At 38.0% G+C, this 21,768-nt stretch carries 18 protein-coding genes; 17 read left to right on the top strand and 1 reads right to left on the bottom strand.

From position 1 onward, the window contains the following. Positions 1 to 353 precede the first annotated feature (353 nt). From R2R35_RS11950 to R2R35_RS11930, 5 genes are all read left to right on the top strand, one after another. On the top strand, positions 354 to 1,748 hold the full coding sequence (locus R2R35_RS11950; protein ID WP_317730049.1) for a carbohydrate ABC transporter permease: 1,395 nt from the start codon (positions 354 to 356) through the stop codon (positions 1,746 to 1,748). Beyond that, positions 1,748 to 2,623, top strand: coding sequence for a sugar ABC transporter permease (locus R2R35_RS11945; protein ID WP_317730048.1), 876 nt, complete (start codon positions 1,748 to 1,750; stop codon positions 2,621 to 2,623). The genes R2R35_RS11950 and R2R35_RS11945 overlap by 1 nt, the downstream gene beginning before the upstream one ends. Before the next feature lie 151 nt (positions 2,624 to 2,774). After that, on the top strand, positions 2,775 to 4,502 hold the full coding sequence (locus R2R35_RS11940; RefSeq protein WP_317730047.1) for an alpha-amylase family glycosyl hydrolase: 1,728 nt from the start codon (positions 2,775 to 2,777) through the stop codon (positions 4,500 to 4,502). Positions 4,503 to 4,584: 82 nt separating this feature from the next. Then, the gene (locus R2R35_RS11935; RefSeq protein ID WP_317730046.1) at positions 4,585 to 6,534 is read left to right on the top strand and encodes an amylo-alpha-1,6-glucosidase; all 1,950 of its coding nucleotides are present in this window, start codon (positions 4,585 to 4,587) and stop codon (positions 6,532 to 6,534) included. Positions 6,535 to 6,789: 255 nt separating this feature from the next. Beyond that, complete coding sequence (locus R2R35_RS11930; RefSeq protein WP_317730045.1) at positions 6,790 to 8,409, top strand: glycoside hydrolase family 13 protein; 1,620 nt, start codon at positions 6,790 to 6,792, stop codon at positions 8,407 to 8,409. Between the two features lie 441 nt (positions 8,410 to 8,850). Here R2R35_RS11930 and R2R35_RS11925 read toward each other — a convergent pair whose 3' ends face one another. Then, the gene (locus R2R35_RS11925) at positions 8,851 to 9,072 is read right to left on the bottom strand and encodes a YaaL family protein (RefSeq protein WP_033164236.1); all 222 of its coding nucleotides are present in this window, start codon (positions 9,070 to 9,072) and stop codon (positions 8,851 to 8,853) included. A 123-nt stretch (positions 9,073 to 9,195) separates the two neighbouring features. On the opposite strand from R2R35_RS11925, the gene R2R35_RS11920 reads away from it, so the two are divergent. From R2R35_RS11920 to R2R35_RS11865, 12 genes are all read left to right on the top strand, one after another. Further along, positions 9,196 to 9,474, top strand: a complete 279-nt coding sequence (locus R2R35_RS11920; RefSeq protein ID WP_051684913.1) for a pro-sigmaK processing inhibitor BofA family protein — start codon at positions 9,196 to 9,198, stop codon at positions 9,472 to 9,474. A gap of 249 nt (positions 9,475 to 9,723) precedes the next feature. Continuing rightward, complete coding sequence (locus R2R35_RS11915) at positions 9,724 to 10,290, top strand: A24 family peptidase (protein WP_317734789.1); 567 nt, start codon at positions 9,724 to 9,726, stop codon at positions 10,288 to 10,290. A 409-nt stretch (positions 10,291 to 10,699) separates the two neighbouring features. Next, the gene (locus R2R35_RS11910; RefSeq protein WP_317730044.1) at positions 10,700 to 11,638 is read left to right on the top strand and encodes a hypothetical protein; all 939 of its coding nucleotides are present in this window, start codon (positions 10,700 to 10,702) and stop codon (positions 11,636 to 11,638) included. Further along, positions 11,617 to 12,861, top strand: a complete 1,245-nt coding sequence (locus R2R35_RS11905) for a CpaF family protein (RefSeq protein WP_317734788.1) — start codon at positions 11,617 to 11,619, stop codon at positions 12,859 to 12,861. The genes R2R35_RS11910 and R2R35_RS11905 overlap by 22 nt, the downstream gene beginning before the upstream one ends. Then, positions 12,854 to 13,597, top strand: a complete 744-nt coding sequence (locus tag R2R35_RS11900) for a type II secretion system F family protein (protein ID WP_317730043.1) — start codon at positions 12,854 to 12,856, stop codon at positions 13,595 to 13,597. The genes R2R35_RS11905 and R2R35_RS11900 overlap by 8 nt, the downstream gene beginning before the upstream one ends. 20 nt (positions 13,598 to 13,617) lie before the next feature. Further along, a complete protein-coding gene (locus tag R2R35_RS11895; RefSeq protein WP_317730042.1) occupies positions 13,618 to 15,186 on the top strand; it encodes a type II secretion system F family protein in 1,569 nt (522 codons plus the stop codon). Positions 15,187 to 15,233: 47 nt separating this feature from the next. After that, the gene (locus R2R35_RS11890; protein WP_317730041.1) at positions 15,234 to 15,410 is read left to right on the top strand and encodes a Flp1 family type IVb pilin; all 177 of its coding nucleotides are present in this window, start codon (positions 15,234 to 15,236) and stop codon (positions 15,408 to 15,410) included. A 1-nt stretch (position 15,411) separates the two neighbouring features. Then, the gene (locus tag R2R35_RS11885; RefSeq protein WP_317730040.1) at positions 15,412 to 17,835 is read left to right on the top strand and encodes a DUF5702 domain-containing protein; all 2,424 of its coding nucleotides are present in this window, start codon (positions 15,412 to 15,414) and stop codon (positions 17,833 to 17,835) included. Between the two features lie 135 nt (positions 17,836 to 17,970). Then, a complete protein-coding gene (locus tag R2R35_RS11880; protein ID WP_317730039.1) occupies positions 17,971 to 18,909 on the top strand; it encodes a hypothetical protein in 939 nt (312 codons plus the stop codon). 75 nt (positions 18,910 to 18,984) lie between these two features. Further along, a complete protein-coding gene (locus R2R35_RS11875; protein ID WP_317730038.1) occupies positions 18,985 to 19,410 on the top strand; it encodes a hypothetical protein in 426 nt (141 codons plus the stop codon). Next, the gene (locus tag R2R35_RS11870; RefSeq protein ID WP_317730037.1) at positions 19,407 to 19,985 is read left to right on the top strand and encodes a TadE/TadG family type IV pilus assembly protein; all 579 of its coding nucleotides are present in this window, start codon (positions 19,407 to 19,409) and stop codon (positions 19,983 to 19,985) included. Before R2R35_RS11875 ends, R2R35_RS11870 begins: the two co-directional genes overlap by 4 nt. Positions 19,986 to 20,249: 264 nt before the next feature. Continuing rightward, on the top strand, positions 20,250 to 21,704 hold the full coding sequence (locus tag R2R35_RS11865) for a DUF6382 domain-containing protein (RefSeq protein WP_317730036.1): 1,455 nt from the start codon (positions 20,250 to 20,252) through the stop codon (positions 21,702 to 21,704). The last annotated feature ends 64 nt before the right edge of the window (positions 21,705 to 21,768 follow it).

Raw genomic sequence — 21,768 nt, 5'->3', positions numbered from 1 at the left:
GTTCATAGAACAGTTGCCCGGATAAGTTTAGAGTATCAAAAGCCAGTTTACTATTAAGAATAGAATATTCGCAGTATATAATAGGAGCTGACATAACTATAATTAATATTTAAGATGTCTTTTGATGCCCTAAACCTGGTACTGCCTTGCATAAATTTCACTTAATACGCCACTGGCTGTTAACCTGATTTAGCGTTATTGGCAATGAGTACGCCTCATTGCTCATTTGTCTCAGGGAAATTATCAGGCATTGTTAATAAGCGGAGTTTATGGAAGGCAGTACACGAAATTAAATTTGAGGAGGCTGTTAAAACAGTTCTCCTTCTATCTATCTTAAGAAAAGGAGTTGGATTATGGCACACAAAAAGCAAAAAAAGTCAAAGATCTACGCACCCTTACGTGATGTCGGTTTTGGTACTGCTTTTACACAAGGAAATGGAATTACGAAATTGTCTGCACTTATCTTCGGGTTAGGTAATTTTCTTCATAAGCAGGTAATGCGCGGCTTCATTATGTTGGCCTTTGAGCTTGCTTATATTTATTACATGGTAACCTTTGGCTTGAATTCCATCAAAGATTTTATAACATTAGGAACCAGAGTACAGGAAGAGGTCTTTAATGAAACGAAGCAGATTTATGAATATGTAACCGGTGATAATTCCATGTTATGCCTACTATATGGTGTTGTAACCATATTTCTGACTCTTGGTTTTATTCTGTTTTTAGTCACCTCCGTAAAAAGTGCATATATTACGCAGAAAAAGGTGGAAGCAGGCAAACCCGTTCCAAAGTTTAAGGATGATTTAAGCTCTCTCTTAGAACAGAACCTGCACAAAACATTATTATTTATACCGGTGACAGGTATTTTATGCTTTACGATTGTACCAATCGTGTTCATGATCTTAATAGCTTTTACGAATTATGACAGGAATCACCAGACCCCCGGTAATTTATTCGACTGGGTAGGTTTTGATAACTTTATATCTATGTTTTCTGGAAACGGTGTGCTTGCTAATACATTTTGGCCGGTACTTGGCTGGACAATTGTATGGGCTATCTTTGCTACCTTTACCTGCTATATTTTAGGTATGCTGTTAGCCATTGTTATTAACCGAGAAGGTACAAGATTTAAAGGCTTCTGGAGATTTTTGTTTGTATTATCAGTTGCCGTTCCTCAATTTGTATCCTTACTTACCATGAGAACAATCTTTAATACCAATGGTGCAGTCAATGCGATACTTCGTGATATTGGAATCATTGGTGCCAGTCAGTCAGTACCATTTTTTACGGACCCGACAATCGCTAAGATTACAATTATATGTATCAATATCTGGATTGGTGTTCCTTTTACCATGCTGACTACTACCGGTATCCTTCAGAACATACCCAAAGATTTATATGAAGCGGCAAAAGTAGATGGTGCCAATGCATTTGTTACTTATTTTAAAATAACCATGCCATATATGTTATTTGTAACCACACCCACCCTGATTACTTCCTTTGTTGGTAATATCAATAACTTTAATGTTATCTTCTTATTATCAGGTGGCGGTCCGGAATCCCTGGAATATTATTATGCGGGAAAAACAGACCTGCTGGTTACCTGGTTATACAAGTTAACCATGACAAATAAAGACTACAATTTAGGTGCCGTTATAGGTATCATAGTGTTTATCATACTCGCAACATTATCCTTGTTAACCTACCGAAAAACAGGATCTTACAAAGATGAGGAGACTTTCCAATAATGAAAAAACAAAACACTTCTTCTATGAGAGTTAGAAAATTTATTACTAATTCCTTTGTTCATGTGATGTTAGCTGTTCTTGGTTTCATATGGGTTTTACCTATATTTTTTGTAATACTGACTTCCTTTCGCGCAGAAGGCGGAAGTTATAAAAGTTACGTTTTGCCAAGAGGTTATACGCTGGATAATTATAAAAAACTATTTGATGGTTCTACCAGTCTGACTTTTACAAATTGGTTTTTTAATACACTTATTGTCGCAATTGCTACCTGTCTTTTATCAGCGTTCTTTGTTTTGAGTGTATCCTATGTAATGTCCAGATTGAGATTTAAAATGCGTAAAAAGATGATAAATATTGCCATGATTCTGGGAATGTTTCCGGGCTTTATGTCCATGTACGCAGTTTACTATATCTTAAAAGGCTTTGGTATGTTAGAGGCCGGACCTTTAAAATTAGTGGCGCTGGTCATGGTTTATTCCGGAGGTGCCGGTTTGGGATTTCTGGTGGCGAAGGGCTTCTTTGATACCATACCTAAGACGATTGACGAAGCGGCCTTTATTGATGGGGCCACGAAATGGGATGTGTTTCGAAAAATTACGATTCCATTATCAAAACCTATCATCGTTATCACTTTATTACAGTCCTTTATGTCTCCCTGGGTGGATTATATCTTTGCAAAGGTAATCCTTGGACAGGACAGAAAGTATTATACAATAGCCATTGGATTATGGACTATGCTTGAGAAAGAATTTGTGGAATATTACTATACACAGTTCTTTGCCGGCTGTGTACTTATTTCTATACCAATTTCCATTCTTTTCTTAATCCTGCAGAGATTCTATGTTGAAGGAGTATCTGGTGCGGTAAAGGGTTAAGGTGAGCTTTATCAAAGGGATGTTCAGTTCACTTTGAAATTTATATAAAAGAAGTACTGGAATCTTACGTTTCAGTACTTCTTTTAATATAAAACATAAATGAAGTAATAAAATTCAATAGTTATTGTCAGTAAAGGAGAGGGGAGCCTGTATGAAGAAAAAAATAATCGTGTTAATAAGTTATCTGGTATTGATGCTTGTCATGGGTGGCTGCAATAAGGCTGAAACGAACAAAACGAAACCGGAAGTTGTGAAGGAAGAAAATACCGGTACGGATGCAAAGGAAGAAAGCGATAATGAGGAATCTGATGGAAGGAATGAAACCATAACGGAAGTACCTTATAATTATGTTCAGGAGTTAAATATAATTGATGATAACTACCGGAATTTTTATGAAATCTTCGTCTATAGCTTTTATGACAGTGATGGTGATGGTATTGGCGATATCAATGGGATTATATCCAAATTAGATTATATCAACGATGGGGATAATGCTACGGATTCAGACCTGGGCTTTAATGGAATCTGGTTAATGCCTATTATGCCTTCTACCACCTATCATAAATATGACGTAACAGACTACTATAATATTGATCCTCAGTACGGTACCTTGGAGGACTTTAAAGAGCTTATAAAAGAATGTAAAGCTCGTGATATCAAATTAATCATAGACCTTGTGTTTAATCATACCTCAGCAAAGCATCCCTGGTTTACACAGGCTGTAAAATATCTGGAGGGTTTAAAAGAAGGTGAAGAGCCGGATCTTAAGGTATGCCCTTATGTTGGTTATTACAATTTCACAAAAGAAAACAATGGAAGCAGTTCCTATTATAAGGCAGGCAACTCGGATTGGTATTACGAGGGTGTTTTCTGGGATCAGATGCCAGATTTAAATTTAGGAAACCAACAAGTCAGAAAAGAAATTGAAGATATTGCAAAGTTTTGGTTAGACCTTGGTGTAGACGGGTTCAGGCTGGATGCCGCCAAGGAATTCTATTCCGGTGAAAAGCAACGTAATGTGGAGGTTTTAAACTGGTTCACGGATTATGTAAAGAGTGAGAAAGAAGATGCTTATATAGTAGCAGAGGTATGGGAAGAAGAGGCTGCCATCAGTACTTATTATGAAAGCGGTATTCCCAGTTTGTTTAACTTCCCCCTGTCTCAGCATAATGGACTCATTACGTCCACCGTTCGAAAATTAGGTACTTCAACTGCTAAAAGCTTTGCCAGGTCCCTGGTAAGTCTTTATGATAAATATAGTGAAGGTAATAAAGACTTTATAGATGCACCTTTTATAAGCAATCATGATACCACAAGAATTTCTGCCCAATGTGTAAACAACGAAGACCAGATGAAAATGGCAGCAGGTATTTTGCTCACCATGAATGGAAGCCCTTATGTATATTATGGGGAAGAGATCGGTATGAACAGTATGGGCAGCAAGGATGAAAACAAACGATTGCCAATGCTATGGTCGGTAACGGATACAACGGGAATGCCGGATGCACCGGAAGCAGCAGAGAAAGTGACACAGAAATTTCCTCCTGCAGATGAACAAAGAAAGGACCCTTTATCCATATATAATTATTATAAGAGAGCAGTTAGAATTCGGAATGAGAATCCTGAGCTTGCAAGGGGCAAGGTCAGCGTAATTGACGAGCTTGGCAGTGCGGATATATGTGCAGTCAGAAAAGTGTATGAAGGTAGTGAAATAGTGCTGCTTTATAACATCAGTAAGGAAGAAAAGACAGTAGCTTTAGGGGATGCCGGCCTTGAGGGCCTTACTATCAGAGGATATTTATCTGTGGATGGAAGTGAAGTTACACTGGCTGAAAATAAAGTTACCATGCCAAAGTATTCTATCGTTATATTAAAATAAAGAATGATAGATATCTAAAGGTAAGCACAATTTTTTGCAGGAAATTTATTACGAAATGATACCGGTTTAGCAGGAGGACGAAATGAAATTTATATATGGTAAAAATGATTGGAAAACCTTAGAGAGAGGTCAGGAGAATTGTTATCTTATAACAAACGGGTTAGGAGGATATTCCTCGTTAACAGCTATTGGTTCTAATACTCGTAATGACCATGCTTTGTTGATGGCATGCACCATAGCACCCAATCACAGATATCATCTCGTTACAAGGTTGGATGAGCAGCTTGAAATCGGAGAAGAAGACAAAATAGAGTTATCCAGTCAAACATATGTTAATCAAGCTAAAGACCAGACCGGTTTTAAATATCTGAATCAATTTTTCTTTGAGCATTATCCTGTATGGACTTATCAGGCTGATGCTGTTGAGATTAGAAAGTCAGCAGTAATGGCTCATGGAGAAAATACGATTGGTATACGCTATTTTATAACCAACAGTGGCAGTAAAAACGTAAAATTAAGCATTACACCTATGCTGCAATTTGTTCAAAAAGGTGAAATTTTAAATAAGAATCAGATTTTTTCCATTACTGATAAGGAAATTATTAGCAATGGAATTACCCTCCAATATGCAACCAGCGGCAAGGTGAGCAGTTATGCTACAGAATATATCAGTGATCTATATTATAGCTATGATGCAAGAGATGGCAGAGATGCAATAGGCGTAACAGCCCATAATCATAATATTTCCATAACAGTGAAGGGAAAGGAAGAAAAGGTCCTTGACCTAATATATAGTCTGGAAAATACGAACCATACCATAGAGGAGCTAATGGCTACAGAAAGGGCAAGGCAAACCAAGCTTGTAGAGCAGTCTCAGATGAAAGACGAGTTAGGAAAACAACTGGTAAAGAGTGCTGATCAATATCTGGTAAACAGGGAATCTACGAAAGGTAGAACCCTCATGGCTGGTTATCCTTTCTTTGCAGACTGGGGACGGGATACCATGATATCTATGGTGGGATGCTGTATTTCTACTAAACGGTTTGAGGAAGCGAAGAGTATATTCCGCACCTTTATGTTATACAGTAAAAATGGTTTAATGCCAAATATGTTTCCGGAAGGAGGAAACGATCCCTTATATAATACTGTGGATGCCTCCCTTTTATTTATAGCTGCTGTATATGAGTACTATCAGGAGAGTGGTGATCTTGACTTTGTAAAAGAAGCATACCCTGTTATGGAAGATATCATTAAGTGGTATAAACAGGGTACGGATTATCATATTAAAATGGATACGGATGGACTGATCATGGCAGGCAGCGGCTTGGAACAAGTAACCTGGATGGATGTGCGCTTTGGTGAGATTCTGCCTACCCCAAGGCATGGTAAACCGGTTGAAATCAATGCCTATTGGTATAATGACTTAAGGATTATGGGGGTTTTCGCAAGGCTTTTAGAGAAGGAAGACATCCCATATGAAGAGCTTGCCAAACAGGTAAGCAGAAGCTTTGCGGAACAGTTCTGGAATAAGAAAGAAAATTGTCTGAAAGATCTTGTATCAGGTGAAGCGGCTGATTATCAGATACGTTGTAATCAGATATGGGCCGTATCACAACCCTTTTCTATTTTGGAGAAGGAGCAGGAGAAGCAGGTAGTAAATAAAGTCTATGAAACCCTCTATACTCCTTATGGCTTAAGAAGCTTAAGCAAATATGATAAGGACTTTAAACCGGTTTACGGTGGTTCACATTTTAACAGGGATATGGCTTATCATCAGGGTACTGTTTGGGCATTTCCCCTGGGGGCATACTATCTGGCTTATCTAAAAGTAAATGAGTATAGTGATAGTGCGGTGACAAGAGTAAGGGAACAGTTGGAGGTGTTAGAGTCTTGTATGAGGGAGGGCTGTGTCGGACAAATAGCTGAAATCTATGATGGTTTAAATCCCACGATTTCACAGGGGTGTTTTGCACAAGCATGGAGTGTAAGTGAGCTTTTAAGAGTATTTGCAAAACTAGAAAGCTGTAAATAGAAAGCTGTAATTAGAAAGTTGTAAATAGAAAGCTGTAATTAGAAAGTTGTAATTAGAAAGCTGTAATTAGAAAGTTGTAATTAGAAAGCTGTCAGTTGTAGAAAATATAAGAATAATTACAGGGAATATAGGAAGGCTCTTTTCCTTTTCACTTACGTAAAAGGAAAATAAGTCTGGTATAAGAAGTTGTCTTATATACCCCAAATAAAAGAGTAACTATAAATAATAAAACCGAAACAGTATGAGGAATTCAGTATGAATAAAAAATGGTGGCACAATTCAGTTGTTTATCAAATATATCCAAGAAGCTTCTATGATACCAATGGTGATGGAATAGGAGATATTCAAGGTATCATAGAAAAATTGGACTATTTATCTGATTTGGGAATTGATGTTATATGGTTAAGCCCTGTATTTAAATCACCCAATGATGATAACGGCTATGATATAAGTGATTATGAGGATATCATGGAAGACTTTGGGACACTTTCTGATATGGAAAAGCTGCTGGAGGAAGGAAATAAAAGAAATATCAAGATTCTTATGGACCTGGTGGCGAATCATACCTCTGATGAGCATAAATGGTTTATTGAATCAAAGAAATCAAAGGATAATGCTTACAGAGACTATTATGTATGGAGAGATGCAGCAAATGGTGGGGAACCTAACGATTTAGGGTCCATCTTCTCAGGAAGTGCCTGGGAATGGGATGAGTCAACAAAGCAATATTATTTACATTTATTCAGTAAAAAGCAGCCGGACTTAAATTGGGAGAATCCCAAGGTAAGACAAGAAGTATACAGCTTTATGAATTTCTGGATTGAGAAAGGAATTGGAGGCTTCCGTATGGATGTAATTGACCTTATCGGGAAGCTTCCTGATGAGAAAATCACCGGTAATGGGCCTAAGCTCCATGAATATATACGTGAGATGAATGAGAATACCTTTGGGAAGAAAGACCTGTTAACAGTGGGAGAATGCTGGGGGGCCACACCTGAGATCGCCAAGATGTATTCGAATCCTGAGAATAAGGAATTGAGTATGGTATTTCAATTTGAGCATATTGGACTTGATCAGCAGCCCGGTATGGATAAGTGGGATCTGAAACCTCTTCATTTAGCAGACCTAAAACGGGTATTTCATAAGTGGCAGACCTGCTTTGACAAAGATGGCTGGAACAGTTTGTTCTGGAACAATCACGACCTGCCAAGAATTGTTTCCAGATGGGGAAATGATAAGGAAGGCAGAGTTGAGAGTGCGAAAATGCTTGCAACCTTACTGCATGGTCTTTCCGGAACTCCTTATATCTATCAAGGGGAAGAGCTGGGTATGACGAATATCAGATTGAAGGATATTCAGGATTATAAAGATATTGAGACCCTGAATATGTATAAAGACCGTATAGCAAAAGGGTATTCTCATGAAGAAATTATGGAGTCTGTTTATGCAAAAGGAAGGGATAATGCCAGAACACCGATGCAATGGACGGAGGAAGAAAACGGCGGATTTACAACAGGAACACCATGGATTGCCGTAAATCCTGATTACAGACTGGTGAACGCCTCAGCTCAGGTAAATGACCCAAATTCAATTTATAACCATTACAAGAAACTGATCAGACTGAGAAAAGAGAACGAAGTGATTGTATATGGAGATTTCCGGCTGCTGTTGCCGGAGGATACGAATATCTTTGCATATGCAAGAACTCTGAATGAGGATATAATAGTAGTTTTATGCAATTTTTATGGTGAAGAAACAGACTATCAGCTGCCCAAAGAGTATGAGTACGCCGGTGAACTTTTAATAACTAATTATGAGGACACTGTCAGCAATAAATTACGACCCTATGAAGCTCTTATGTATAGGGTGCCATAGGGAACAGGCTAAAGATAGATATAGTTTTTCCGGGATTTCATACTATTCCACAATATGAAAAGTGTGCGAAAGGAAGGCAGAAGTAAGGAAGCATTAAGTTTTACTGGAAAGCCTGCAGTACATTTCTATGGGAGTACGGAAGTCCTGGAATTTTTCTAGTGTCGATTTCCTTAATTCAACATATGAAAGCTGCAGTTATTCTGTGAGGAATCAATCTGACAGCAAAATCAAATAAATCTCCGCCGCAAGTTTACTCAGAGCTTGGTTGCTATGAAGTACAGAGCGTAAGAGTATTCTGCAAAAAGAGGCGTGGAAGCATGTCAGAGAATTAACTGAAATAGCCCGAAGGCTGTGGAATATATAGAAGTAAGATACAAAAAAACAGCGAGCCTCAAAGCTGCGCTGTTGTGTAAGCTCTCTCTTAGATTTTCTCTTAGGTTCTTAAATTGCGGAGCAGTCATCCTCCAGCAGCTTTGCTTGTTTTAGAAGAAATTTATACCTTTTTTGAACAGCATTTACTTCATAAATATAGCAGTCGATTAAATCGGGATCCACCACGTTCTCAAAATTGGAATAAGCTGATTCCAGAGCAAGCTTTGTTTTTTGGATTTCATACAGCAAGGCTTCATTGTTTTGCCTTTTTCTTTTTGCAAACAGTTTCATACATGCTCCATTCCGCCTGACGAAGGCTTATACAAGAAATAGGTTATTTATAGTATAGTCTGCTAATTACCAGAATATACTACATTATATAGAAAAAAATGTTAATTGGGGGAAAGGGATTGCATGGAAACGAAGTGGTATTTTCTTGGAGCAATATTACTGGTATGTGTGTTTCTGCTGATTGTAGGATTTTTAAAACAGCGCTTTGATCTTATAGTAAACTTTATACTGCGAATATGCGTGGGCTTATTAGGGATATATTTACTTAATACAATACTCGCCAGCAGTCATATTTCTTTAGGTGTCGGTACCAACAGCCTGAATGCCCTGGTTGTAGGAGTACTTGGATTGCCAGGGTTTCTAATGGTATATGGAGTAGCTGCTTATTTTTATTTTACATAAGGGTTCTGCTATTTCGTGCTTTTATTCTATACCAGATAACCACCGAAGGCTTTCTTTTATGTAACCCTGGGCTGGTACCTGTGGCTGTTAATCTATCTTATCCTCAACTGGCTAGAAGTAAAAACCAACAAAAAAATTTAGAAATCTTAGATAATATAATGAATTTGAGAATTTATGATATTCTTTATTGACAAAATAATACATACTGGTGTAATATGGGAACATCTTACATAGCAAAGAGGTGAACCTATCGATTATGGATTTCTTTGCATCTTCTTTCTTCTTTTAGCTGTAAAAGAAGATCTTAAGTCTTACAAGATACCAAACCGCCTGATAGCAGCAGGTTTAGCAGTAAGCCTGGTCTTTTTATCCCTTGAGCAGGGGTGGACAAGCATCTTAAAATGGATTCCAGGAGTACTTTTCCCTGTGACAATACTTTTTCCATTGTTTATGATAAGAGCTCTGGGAGCCGGAGATATTAAACTCTATTCGGTTGTTAGCGGTTTCTATGGAATTACGTTCTGTATTCAATCAATTTTATTTTCATTTCTGGCAGCCGCCATAATTTCTGTTTTTCATATTATATCAAAGAAACAATCCCACAACAAATTTAAGTTACTGGTAAGATATATACAACGTATATATTGGAGCAGCAGATTTAAGGAGAAAGAAGAAGACTGGTATCGTTATTACAATAAGGAGGATAAGAGTAATGCCGGAGTACATTTTTCAGTGTATATATTAATTGGATTTGTTGTAAGCTTAGGAATTAAGAAGCTGTATCCGGAGTTTTCCCTGAAAACGTTCCTGTTATAAAAAAATATATAAGTGCAGTCTTCGATGACTCAATCTTGTAAGAGTAAAGATATTAAGAAGGTAGTTTATAATTAGGAAACATTCTCAAACTGACATACTCAAACCGACATACTCGATTCAATTTACTCAAGCAGACATACTCAAACCGACATACTCAAGCAGACTCATTATAAGCAATGGTATTATAAGCAACCGTATTATAAGCAGACTTATATAAACAGACTAATTACAAGCAGACATATAATAACAAGAATAAAAAAACAGGCTAAGAAAAGACAGACTTGTAATCAGACTTACAAAACCAGAGGTTAAAGATTATTTCAAGAAAGAATTGTCTGGTGGCAGTTCATTATACAAGTCTTTTGTAACACCTTATGTTTCAATATGCAGTTATTAAAAAGGAGGAGAATTGTTTAAGACATTGGCTATCTACGATAAGGATGGAGAGTATGCATCACATCTGTCCGAGTACATAAAGAGCAAGGCGCGGGGTATCTTCCAGATAAGATTATTTACCGAGGAGGATGCATTAAAGGAATACCTTAAAAATGAAGCAGCAGATATTCTATTATGGGGAGAAGAGGCAGAGGAAATTGACTTAAGTATTAACAATTACAGTTGTTTGGTAATACTGACACAAGCACCGGATTCCATAATACCCCCAGGCTGCTGTACCGCTATATACAAATATCAGCCTGGAGAAAGGATACTAAATGGATTGAAGGAGCTTTTACCGGAAGAATCAGGTGAATTAAGAAAACGGGAAGGTAAAAAGGAGCTTATTACGGTATTTTCTCTTAACAACGCACACTTTAGCAGGGGCTTCAGCCTGGATTTGTGGAAAGAGAAGGCTAGGTTAAAGAATACTTTATTTTTTATGCTGGAGCCGTTTAATGGAGTGAAGGGGCTGGAAATCAGAGAGAATGAAAGCGGACTTTCAGAATTCATCTATTATCTTAAACAGAACACTCAGAGTATGAATAAGAAACTTATTAACCTGATACAGAAAAAAGGTGAACTACATTTTATGAAAGGAGCGGCCTTTGGAACAGATCTTTATGAAATTACCCCAGAGGATATGGAGAACTGGCTCCAGTTAATCTATCAGTCAGAATATGATACCGTTCTATTCGAAACAGTCATATTTTCACCGGCTATCATAAAGCTTCTTAAGGCCAGTACAAAGATATATGTATCAGCTGAAGAAGGCGAATATGGAGAAGGTCAATTAAACAGTTTTCTTTCCCAGCTTAAGTGGGCAGGTTATGAGGACGTTCTTACTCAGATATCTGTGGTTAGAATAGGAAAGGAATATAGCTTCCTGGGATTGGAGATAGAGAATTGTTAAAACAAACGATCATAGAAGAAGTCAGAAGCCGAATAGATCTAACAAAGGATATTGAAGATGAAGAAATACTGGATACGATTGATGAGCTGCTTCTTCAAAAGGGTAAGGAGAACTTCTTAAGCCTTAGGGAGAAAAAGAATCTGAGGAAGGATATCTTTAACTCTATCAGAAGGCTGGATATTCTGCAGGAGTTAATTGAGGATAATGAGATAACCGAGATTATGATAAACGGTTATAATAATATTTTCATAGAAAAGGCAGGGAAGGTTTACCCCATTGAGAAACATTTCGACTCAGAGAAAAGGCTGGAAGATATAATTCAGCAGATTGTTGCCAAGACAAACCGCATCGTTAACGAGGCAAACCCAATAGTGGATACCCGTCTGATGGACGGTTCCAGGGTTAATATCGTCCTTCCGCCGGTATCTCTTATGGGACCGGTAATAACTATCCGGAAATTCCCCCACAAACCCATTACCATGGAACAACTGATACAGATTGGATCTATAACCAGAGAAGCCGCTGATTTCTTAAAGAATCTGGTACAGGCGGGCTACAACATTTTCATAAGCGGAGGTACAGGCTCTGGTAAGACAACTTTTTTAAATGTACTGTCTAATTATATACCTTCCGATGAGCGGGTTATCACAATAGAGGATTCCGCAGAACTTCAGATAAAGAACATCCCAAATCTTGTGAGTCTTGAGGTAAGAAATGCAAATGTAGAAGGTAAAAATGAGGTCAGCATCAGGCAATTGATAAAAGCAAGCTTACGTATGAGACCAAACAGAATTATTCTTGGAGAAGTCAGAGACGGAGCTGCTCTGGATTTGCTGCAGGCTATGAACAGCGGACATGATGGTTCTTTATCCACAGGGCATGCGAATTCTACCGGAGATATGCTCAAACGGCTGGAAACCCTGGTACTTATGGGAGCAAATATTCCGCTTACGGCAGTAAGACAACAGGTGGCTTCTGCCATAGATATACTAATACACCTTGGAAGGCTTAGGGATAAATCAAGAAAAGTCCTGGAGATTACAGAAGTACGAAATATAGAGGAAGGGGAAATACAGCTAAACAGGCTATATTCTTTTAAGGAGACCGGAGAGGATGGGAAAGGAAAAGTGTTAGGTGCCCTGAAAGCGACGGGAGATTTGCTGGAGCATAGGGATAAACTGATAGCTGCCGGTCTTATGAAACGGGAGGCAGGATTTGATTGAAAATTATGATATCTATCATTTTAGTAAGCAGGAAATTATTCTACTGATTCTTAAAGGCACCGCCTTCTGTTTTATCTTTGGAGTTTTATTCTATAACAGTTTTCTGGGGGTATTGCTGTTACTCTTCTTTCTTCCAGTATATTTAAAAAGAGAAAAATTAAACTATATAAAAAAGCGCAAATGGCAATTAAACAGGGAATTTGGTGAGGGGCTGTCAGGGTTGAGCGCAGCGTTAAATACCGGTTATTCCGTGGAGAATGCTTTTTACCAGGCCATTTTAGACCTGAAGCAGATATATGGGGAAGAGTCCCTTATAATAAACGAATTCAGTACTATTGTAAAAAAAATAAAAGTGAATCAGAATCTGGAGGATATACTGAATGATTTGGGGGAGCGTAGCGGTGTGGAGGATATTAAAAACTTTTCAGAGGTCTTCCAAACAGCTAAACGCACAGGTGGTGATTTAATCCGGGTTATACGAACTACGGAGAAAGTAATTCGGGATAAGATAGAGGTGGAGAGGGAAATCCAGATCATAATAACCGGTAAGCGTCTGGAATCACGTATTATGAATATAATGCCCTGCGGAATTATCGCATATCTTAAGCTCTCCTCCCCTCATTTTCTAGATCCCCTCTATGGTAATAGCATGGGAGTTGTTGTTATGACAGCAATGTTAATCTGCTATTATGGGGTCACACTGTTAACCGATAAATTAATAGATATTAAAGTATAAGTAAGCGGGAGGTGAGTGTAGTGGCGGTATTATTCGGTGTTATTTTTGTATTCTTTGTGCTAATGACAGCTGTTACCATAAGATACGAGAAAGCTTTTATCAAAAAACTGCCGGCAAAGGAACATCCCTTACTATTTTTATATCCCTTTATCTTATTTATATTTGCAAAAACAGAACATATTTTAGAAAAAAGCAGAGGATCAACAGGTGATATAAATAAAAAAGAAGATAAAAAAAAGAGGATGCCAGGAAGTAGGGAGAGTGTACTGGGAAATAAAAAATTGAAAGGAGTTACTTACGAAGATACAGTAGAAGAAAATCTTAAAGGAATCTATATCGGTAATGATCTGGTATCTACTCTTAAAATATATCATTTAAAAAAATGGTCTCTTGCATTATTTCTATTCCTGGTATTTGATGCCTTAGCATTTTTCAGTACTCTCAAGGAGGCGGACAGTAATTATCTGATGGGAGGAAAATATATTGGCAGACCGGCGGCCAAAGAAGAGGATGTTAATATCAGCCTTATTGCGGTTTTAAAAGATATCAGCGGGAGGATATTTCAAAAGGAGATAGACGTTCAGGTTTCAAAACAAAGTTATTCAGCCAAAGAAGCAGAAGAAGAATTTAATAAAGCGATAACGTATCTGGATGAGGTTACATTGGGGAACAACACTTCAGCAGACCTGATATACAGTTCCCTGGTATTGAAAGAGAAGATACCAGACTCTCATATAAAAGTCAGCTGGACCAGCAGTGATACAAAACTTCTTGAAAATGACGGTACGGTTCATAATGAGGAGCTTAAGAAGGAGACGCTTATTCAGGTGACTGCTGTATTAACATTGGAGGATAGAAGTGCCAGCTACTCCAGAGCATATGTGATCTGTCCCAGGATTTTCACAGAAGAAGAACTTGCATTACAGGAACTGGAACAGGAGCTTAAGATAGCGGATGAGAACAATATAGAGCCGGAACTTACTTTACCGGAAGAGCTTAAGAACTATAAAATTGCCTGGTTGGAAAAGAAAAATTCAGAAGGCATAAAACTGTTTCTTCTGGGGGTGGCTGCAGCCTTTCTTAGTATACCTCTTACCAACATGGAAGTTTCCTCAAAAGCTGAGAAGAGAAAAAAGGAACTTTTAATAGATTATCCAGAGCTGATTAACAAGTTTATGATGTTAGTAAATGCGGGTATGTCAGTGTCAAATGCCTGGAAGAAGCTTGCAGCAGATTATAAGAGAAAAGGTGGGACTAAAAAATATGCCTATGAAGAACTGGCACTCACGGCAAAGGAACTTCAAATGGGAATATCGGAGAGCAAAGCTTATGAAGAGTTTGGAAGAAGGGTGAAACTTATACCCTATCTTCGCTTTGCTGCTCTTCTTTCTCAGAATATATCAAAAGGCTCTCCTGATTTTATCAGCAAATTGGAGGAGGAAGCTTTAAAGGCCTTTGAAGAAAGAAAAGAAAGAGCTAAAAAAGCGGGAGAAGAAGCTGGAACGAAGCTCTTAATACCAATGATGGGAATGCTGGTGATGGTTATTATAATTATCCTTCTACCGGCAATGAGTTCCTTTCAGTTCTAGAGAATTTGGGAATATTTTCATTATTAGTATTTGAAAAAGGAGATAACATGAAACTTATAAAGGACTTTATAAGAGAAGAAGACGGTATAGGGGTTGTGGAAATTATATTAATACTGGTGGTATTAATTGGTATTGCAATTATTTTCAGGGAAACCATAATGGACATTGTAAATGGAGCAATTAGTAGAATAAAAGAGGATGCAACTCCGTTCTATGAGGATTAGCATGAGGAAAAAGGAAAGTGGTGTGATTACCGTATTCTTAAGCCTGATACTGTTAAGTGTAATGGCATTCCTGTTAATCCTTCTTGAATCAGCCAGAATAAAAGGCGGCGGTGTGATGGCAAAGAGGTCATTTGAGGTTGCCGCTAATTCTCTGTTTGCGGAATATTATGCACCTCTGTTTGAGGAGTATCATGTATTTGGACTGGATGCAGGTTATGGTGAGAAGGAGGCTGATTATGTAATCCTGGAAAACAAGCTGATGGATTATATGGAATATACCTTTAACACAAGAAAAAATCTGGAGGATTATGAATATCTTATACCGGATTCTTACGAACCATATGGGTTAAGGACAGCAGAAGTCAATATAACCGGCACAGTAACTATGCTGGATTTTAAAGGGGAGCTGTTTAGAAAACAGGTTTCTGACTATATGAAATATAAGGTGCCGGAAGATGTTGTAAGCAATCTGTTGTCAGAGCTAAAGACTATAAAGGATACCAAAGAGACCGGAGAGATATTAAATAAAAAGCAAAAAGCGCAGGAGGCAGCAGCAGGGCTTGAAAGTAAGGTACTGGAGCTAATGGAAGCAATAGACGGTTTTGCCATGAAGAAAAAAAGTATTAAAACTGAAAATGGTATGGCTAAGATACAGGATAACTTCGTAAAAAAGCTCTGGATTAAGACCGTGGACAGGAACAGCCTTGGTATAGACAATGACTGGCTGTTTAACTCCGTAAAATCCCAATATACAAATCCACTGTCCTCTGTTGATACAGGACAATCGGAAATGGAAACCCTCTATACTCTTAAAGCCAGGGAGGAGGCACTTACCACGGAACTATCAGAGCTTCTCTCAGCTGATACAACAAATTACACACCCAAAGAGAATGCTGCCTATAAAGCTACTGTCAGAAGTAAAGAGGATGCAATCAGGAATTGCAACGAAGAACAAAAAAGAAAGATAGAAAGCCTGAACCAAAGAGGGCTCGAGCTAAAAGAAATTGCCAGCAAAGAAATAAGTGCCACGAATAAGGCAATTAACTTGTTGGAGGAAATTACGGTTCGAAACAACAATGCAAAGAATGAAATTGAAAAATATCAGCAGGCATTAGAAAATTTTAAGGAGAAATCTGACAATGAACAATCTGGTGGGCTGACCGGTGAGCTTGATACGGTTAGTCCGGGGACTGAAGGAGTGCATCAATATGACTATGAAGAAATGCTTCATTGCCTGAAAAAGAATAAAAGTATCTTAGTGAATCTCTTAAATGAAACAAGTCTATCCTTATCATCTGACAGTGCCTCCTGGCAAACCTACAAGAAGGAACTAAAGAATTATGAAATTAGTATAAAAAGCCTGGATTTTAATTGTCTTCGTTTCCAATACTCGGATTGCAGCAAGCCGGAAGAAAGCAGTTCTTTCTTTTCAGGCATAAACGGTATCTTAAAAAGCGGGTTAATAGAACTTATTATTGATGATACCGACAAGATCTCACAAAACCAACTGGATGTCACGGGACTCCCTTCAACGATTATGAATATGCCAAAAGAAAAAGAAGAAAAAAGAGAGTATGAGGACCAGACGAGGGGGATAGCTCTTGATAACAGTGAAGATTTCTATGAACCTGTATTTTCATCCCTGGAAGGTGAAGATATTACAGAGAATAATGGACTTACCCTTCTAAACGATATTTTATTTCTTCAATATATAGAGGAGCATTTCGGAGATTATATAAAAGGACCGGCATCAGGAGAAAAAGTGCTTGCTTATGAAAAGGAGTATATCATAGCAGGCAATGAAAAAGATTCCGATAACTTAGCTGGAATGGTAAACAGAATTGTGGCAGTCCGAAGTCTGACTAATACCATAACGTTGTTAATGGATAGGAAAAGCATAGAGGAGGCGGGCGCATTGGCAGCTGCCTTTGTAGGATTTACAGGAATGCCGGCTTTAATTGAAGCAGTAAAGTATGTAGTAATTGTAACCTGGGGATTTGGGGAAGGGCTTATTGATACAGCAGCAGTATTTTCAGGTAAAAATGTCCCGTATCTAAAGCAGAAGAGAGATTTTTCGCTAAGCCTTACAGAGATTTTTGGACTTACCAAAGCTAAGATCAAAGAAAAGGCATCTAGTTATAAAGAAGATGGAGGACCGGGAAATGGAGATTACACCAGTTACCTTAAAATCTTCCTACTGATGAAGAATAGAGAGGATAAGACATATCATAGTATGGACCTTATTCAGGAGAATCTAAGAGCAGAATATAATAACGGCTTCTCCATAAAGAACTGCCTCACAGGCTTTAGCGCAGAGGGGGAGTTTCAAATGAAAAACAAGCTGATAAACTTGCCAATTTTAACAAAGGCAACTGATGACAACGGAATATATACATATAAATATAAGCAGGAGTATACCTACTAATTTCATTATGCAACATCTAAAAGGGACAGGGATATCCGTCTAAACTATATTTTAAAAGCAATCTCTCTCCGGGAAGCATCATCCAATAATTTAACAAGGCGGATATCCTTGTCCCTTTTAAGAAAGGAAGGGTAATTGAAAACCAGAAAGGGTTTAACAACAAAAGGCTCGCTGACAGTGGAATGCGGCCTTATACTTCCTGTTTTTATTTTTGCCATAGTGACTTTTTTGTATCTGTTCCAGATATTTATCCTGCATGAAATGCTGCAGCAGGCAATTACGAAAGAAGGATTGGAGCTTTCAAAATACGGATATGTATACCAGTACATCACAGATTATAGTGGAAATGATGAAAGAAATGACGAAAGAAATGACGAAAGCACTGAGCTAAACGAAAGAGCAGAGGAAGCTGAATCTAATGAGAAAGCTGAAAAAGTACCAAGTGAAACCCTGTTAAAAGAATTGCTCCTAACTAAAAACATTAACAATGCTTTTTTACGGTATAAATTAGGAGATTATATTGATAAAGAATATATTGATGGTTCAGTAATTAAAGGCGGTATGGAAGGATTGTCCTTTTATCTGTCAGAGTTCATGGGAAAAGATGATCAGGTAGATATTGTTCTGAACTATTACATCAGGCCACCCATTATACTGCTTCCTGTGGGTGATTTCTACATGATGCAGAGGGTTACTTTAAGGGGCTGGAATGGATATCGACCTGATAAGGTAGAGAACAGTGAAGAAGAAGAGGAAGAACAGACTTATGTCTACATTACAGAAACCGGAAATGTCTATCATGTAAGTGAAAGCTGTTCTCACTTAACAAGATCCATAAAGCAGATTTCATTTTCTATGGCGAGAGTAGAATCCAATCTATATGGTGGTAAATATGATGCCTGTGAGCTGTGTGGTGAAAAGGTGGATACAAGGGGAATGGTGTATATCACAGATACCGGTGACAGATATCATAGCAGTATAAGCTGCAGTGGTCTAAAAAGAACCATTTTAAAAATACCTGTGTCTGAAGCAGGCGGGAGAAGTTTATGCAAACGCTGCGGCGGCAAGAAATAGAAGAAAAGTTGCTTGGTTAAGTAGATGATAAGGAAGAAAAGCGAGAAAGAGTTTGAACGATAGGGAGGAATAAGTATGAAAATTCCAGCAGAGGTATTACTGGGAATATGGCTGCTCCTGTGCAGCTTTCAGGATATAAAAGAGAAGAAGATATCCGTTTTTCTCATAGTTTCAGGAGGTTTGCTGCTATCTGTAACTTTTCTAATAGTTGGTGGGGTACCTGTTATTGACCGATTGAGTGGTTTGCTTCTTGGGTTGTTACTGCTTGCAGCTGGTAGACTGCTTAAAGGTCAGATTGGTGACGGAGATGGATTGATTATCTGTATTACCGGGATATGCTTGGGTTTTATAAAAAATTTAAACCTTATGCTGTTAGGATTAAGCCTTACTGGGTTGGTGTCATTGTTTTTACTGATCTTTAGAAGAGCAGAACGAAAAGATACCATCCCCTTTGTACCTTTTCTGTTTCTTTCCTATCTGGGGGTAATATTTTTAGCATGAAAAAAAAGCTGGAAGGAAATTATACCCTGGAAGCGGCTATCCTGCTGCCCTTGATTCTATTTATCATAACAGCACTTCTCTATACGGCTATGCTGCTTCATGACTGGAGGAATGCTGTAGGTGCGGTTCACCTTATAACAATAGAAGGTGAAGCTGTAGCAAGAAAGGACATGGAGCCGTTAACAGGCAGTGTTGATTACGAAAAATATCTGAGCAGGGGAATCGCTATAGGCGCCAGGGACTACACATGGGAAGAAGCAGGCCTGGAAGGAATTCTTAAGAAATACATAGAAGATAAAGCATTAATTACTTCCATAGAGGATATGAAGATTGAGATTACCAGTAAGGGGATCAGGGTTAATATGCATCTTAATTTTCGGTTACCAATGCCTGGTATAGGAAAGTTTTTTAAAAAGAGCGGAACAGCTTATAGATACGAAGATTATAAAAGCTTTGATAATCAGCCGGAATTTGTCAGAGCATTTCGTATAATGATGGATACAGGAGAAAATTTACCCGGCGCGAACACCATTTTAAACGCCCTTAAGAAAGCAGTTAATTTCGTAGTGGATTAACGAACTTTATCCAAAAAAATTGTATCCATATAAGTGGTGTGACATAAAGGACATACCATCTATTTGGGCAGTATTCCAAGCAAACTTGGGTATACATCAGGGGATGTATGAATTATTTAAAAATAAAATTCATTCCTGATTTGGGCAAATGTCTCATCTGATGCTGATTCCGTAGCATAGGAAGCCAGTACTACTTAAAAAATAAAAGATTTCAACATCCTGGTTTGTATGTTTGCCAAGACAGATGGTAGATGGGGGGTTAATATGGAAAGCAAGCTGAAAAAAGAATTTATAAGAGATCTCAAAAGCAGTTATATGGTGTTAAAAGGAGATGATAGAGTACAAAATTATAAGAATAAAATGCTGTCTCAGTATAGCGTCCCCGGCTTAATAAATATTGACATAAAGAGCATCAACAATATGGAGCTTTACTATTATGACATTACAAATTTTAAAACTCTGGAAGAAACCTATAAAAACAGAGTATTTCATTTTAAGGATGTAAAGGAACTGCTGGAGAGAATATTCAATGCAATTGAAAACGGCAGGGAATATTTCCTGGAGCAGGATGATTTCATACTATATCCGGACTGCCTTTTTGTGAAAGAAAATACAGACAGCCTTAAGCTCTGCTATTATCCCGGATTCCGGGATAACATTATCTGCCAGCTGTCTATATTGTTTGAGTATATTATGAACAAAGCAGATTATAAAGAAGAATCCGTGGTTCTTCTAATCTACGCGCTCTATAAGGAGAGCCGTGAGGATAATACAACCCTATATCGCCTTCGGGATATATTAAAAGAAGCTGCACCAAAAGAAATCAAAGTAAAAAAAATACCCCCCCCTCAGCAGCAGAAGGAAAACGCTGCTGAGGATAACATCCTTACAAAGGATAATTTGCTATCTGGTATAGATATCCTGAAACAATCTGCCACAGAGGAAAATGCATATCAGATCAATCATAATGGGGAGTATGAGAAGCAGGTGGAAGTAAGTTATTATGAGACATCAACCTTTATAATGGCTGGGGCCATTGTAGCAGGTGCCATGAGTTTTCTATTTGTTCTGTTTAGAACTGGTGTCTTATCCGACGAGTTAGGACATCCGGATATTATAAAAGTAACGGCAGGGCTGGCTGTTGTAATATGCCTCTCAGGATATGCCCTGACCAAGGTGCTCGACCCCAAAAAGAAAAGTACCAGATTAATTACAAAATTGGTATACGAAGATATAAAAGAGAAGCCTGAAGATATAAAAGAGAAGCCTTTAAGAGTCCTTCAAACAGCAGATGGAGGAGAGCATAATCAGACTATTGAAGTATCCCAGATACTGAAAGAAGAGAACAATATCACCACCACTATTTTATCCGAGACAGAAGACAAGACAGAAATTCTATTTACACAGTCATCTCTGCCTTGTCATTACCTGGTTGAAAAAAATAGCTGCAACCCTGCTGAAATACCCATTGAGGCTTTTCCTTATTATGTGGGGAAAGATAAGAATCGTAATCAGTTAATACTTACAGAAGGAAGTGTCAGCAGGCTCCATGCTGTAATAACGAAACGAGATAATACGGTATTTCTTACTGATCTGGGATCGACTAACGGAACTTACGTCAATGGACAGAAGCTTGAGAAAAATCAGTCTGTACCGGTTGAGAATTCAGATGAACTCGCTTTTTCCAGAGAGATCTATCTCTTTAAGATGAAAGAGTAAGGGTTAAATAGCCGAAGGAGTAAGGATGAAATAACCTAAGTATAGTTGTAATAAGGCTGAAAAA

The sequence above is a fragment of the Anaerocolumna sp. AGMB13020 genome (genome assembly GCF_033100115.1).
Classification (GTDB): Bacteria; Bacillota; Clostridia; order Lachnospirales; family Lachnospiraceae; genus Anaerocolumna.
Note: the sequence above shows the minus strand (reverse complement) of the source record. Positions and strands in the feature narration are given on the sequence as shown.

Excerpts from the sequence above, each read along its gene's own strand:
- R2R35_RS11950 (WP_317730049.1), top strand. The coding sequence starts at position 354 with ATGGCACACAAAAAGCAAAAAAAGTCAAAGATCTACGCACCCTTACGT.
- R2R35_RS11945 (WP_317730048.1), top strand. The coding sequence starts at position 1,748 with ATGAAAAAACAAAACACTTCTTCTATGAGAGTTAGAAAATTTATTACT.
- R2R35_RS11940 (WP_317730047.1), top strand. The coding sequence starts at position 2,775 with ATGAAGAAAAAAATAATCGTGTTAATAAGTTATCTGGTATTGATGCTT.
- R2R35_RS11935 (WP_317730046.1), top strand. The coding sequence starts at position 4,585 with ATGAAATTTATATATGGTAAAAATGATTGGAAAACCTTAGAGAGAGGT.
- R2R35_RS11930 (WP_317730045.1), top strand. The coding sequence starts at position 6,790 with ATGAATAAAAAATGGTGGCACAATTCAGTTGTTTATCAAATATATCCA.
- R2R35_RS11925 (WP_033164236.1), bottom strand. The coding sequence starts at position 9,072 with ATGAAACTGTTTGCAAAAAGAAAAAGGCAAAACAATGAAGCCTTGCTG.
- R2R35_RS11920 (WP_051684913.1), top strand. The coding sequence starts at position 9,196 with ATGGAAACGAAGTGGTATTTTCTTGGAGCAATATTACTGGTATGTGTG.
- R2R35_RS11890 (WP_317730041.1), top strand. The coding sequence starts at position 15,234 with ATGAAACTTATAAAGGACTTTATAAGAGAAGAAGACGGTATAGGGGTT.
- R2R35_RS11885 (WP_317730040.1), top strand. The coding sequence starts at position 15,412 with ATGAGGAAAAAGGAAAGTGGTGTGATTACCGTATTCTTAAGCCTGATA.
- R2R35_RS11875 (WP_317730038.1), top strand. The coding sequence starts at position 18,985 with ATGAAAATTCCAGCAGAGGTATTACTGGGAATATGGCTGCTCCTGTGC.
- R2R35_RS11870 (WP_317730037.1), top strand. The coding sequence starts at position 19,407 with ATGAAAAAAAAGCTGGAAGGAAATTATACCCTGGAAGCGGCTATCCTG.
- R2R35_RS11865 (WP_317730036.1), top strand. The coding sequence starts at position 20,250 with ATGGAAAGCAAGCTGAAAAAAGAATTTATAAGAGATCTCAAAAGCAGT.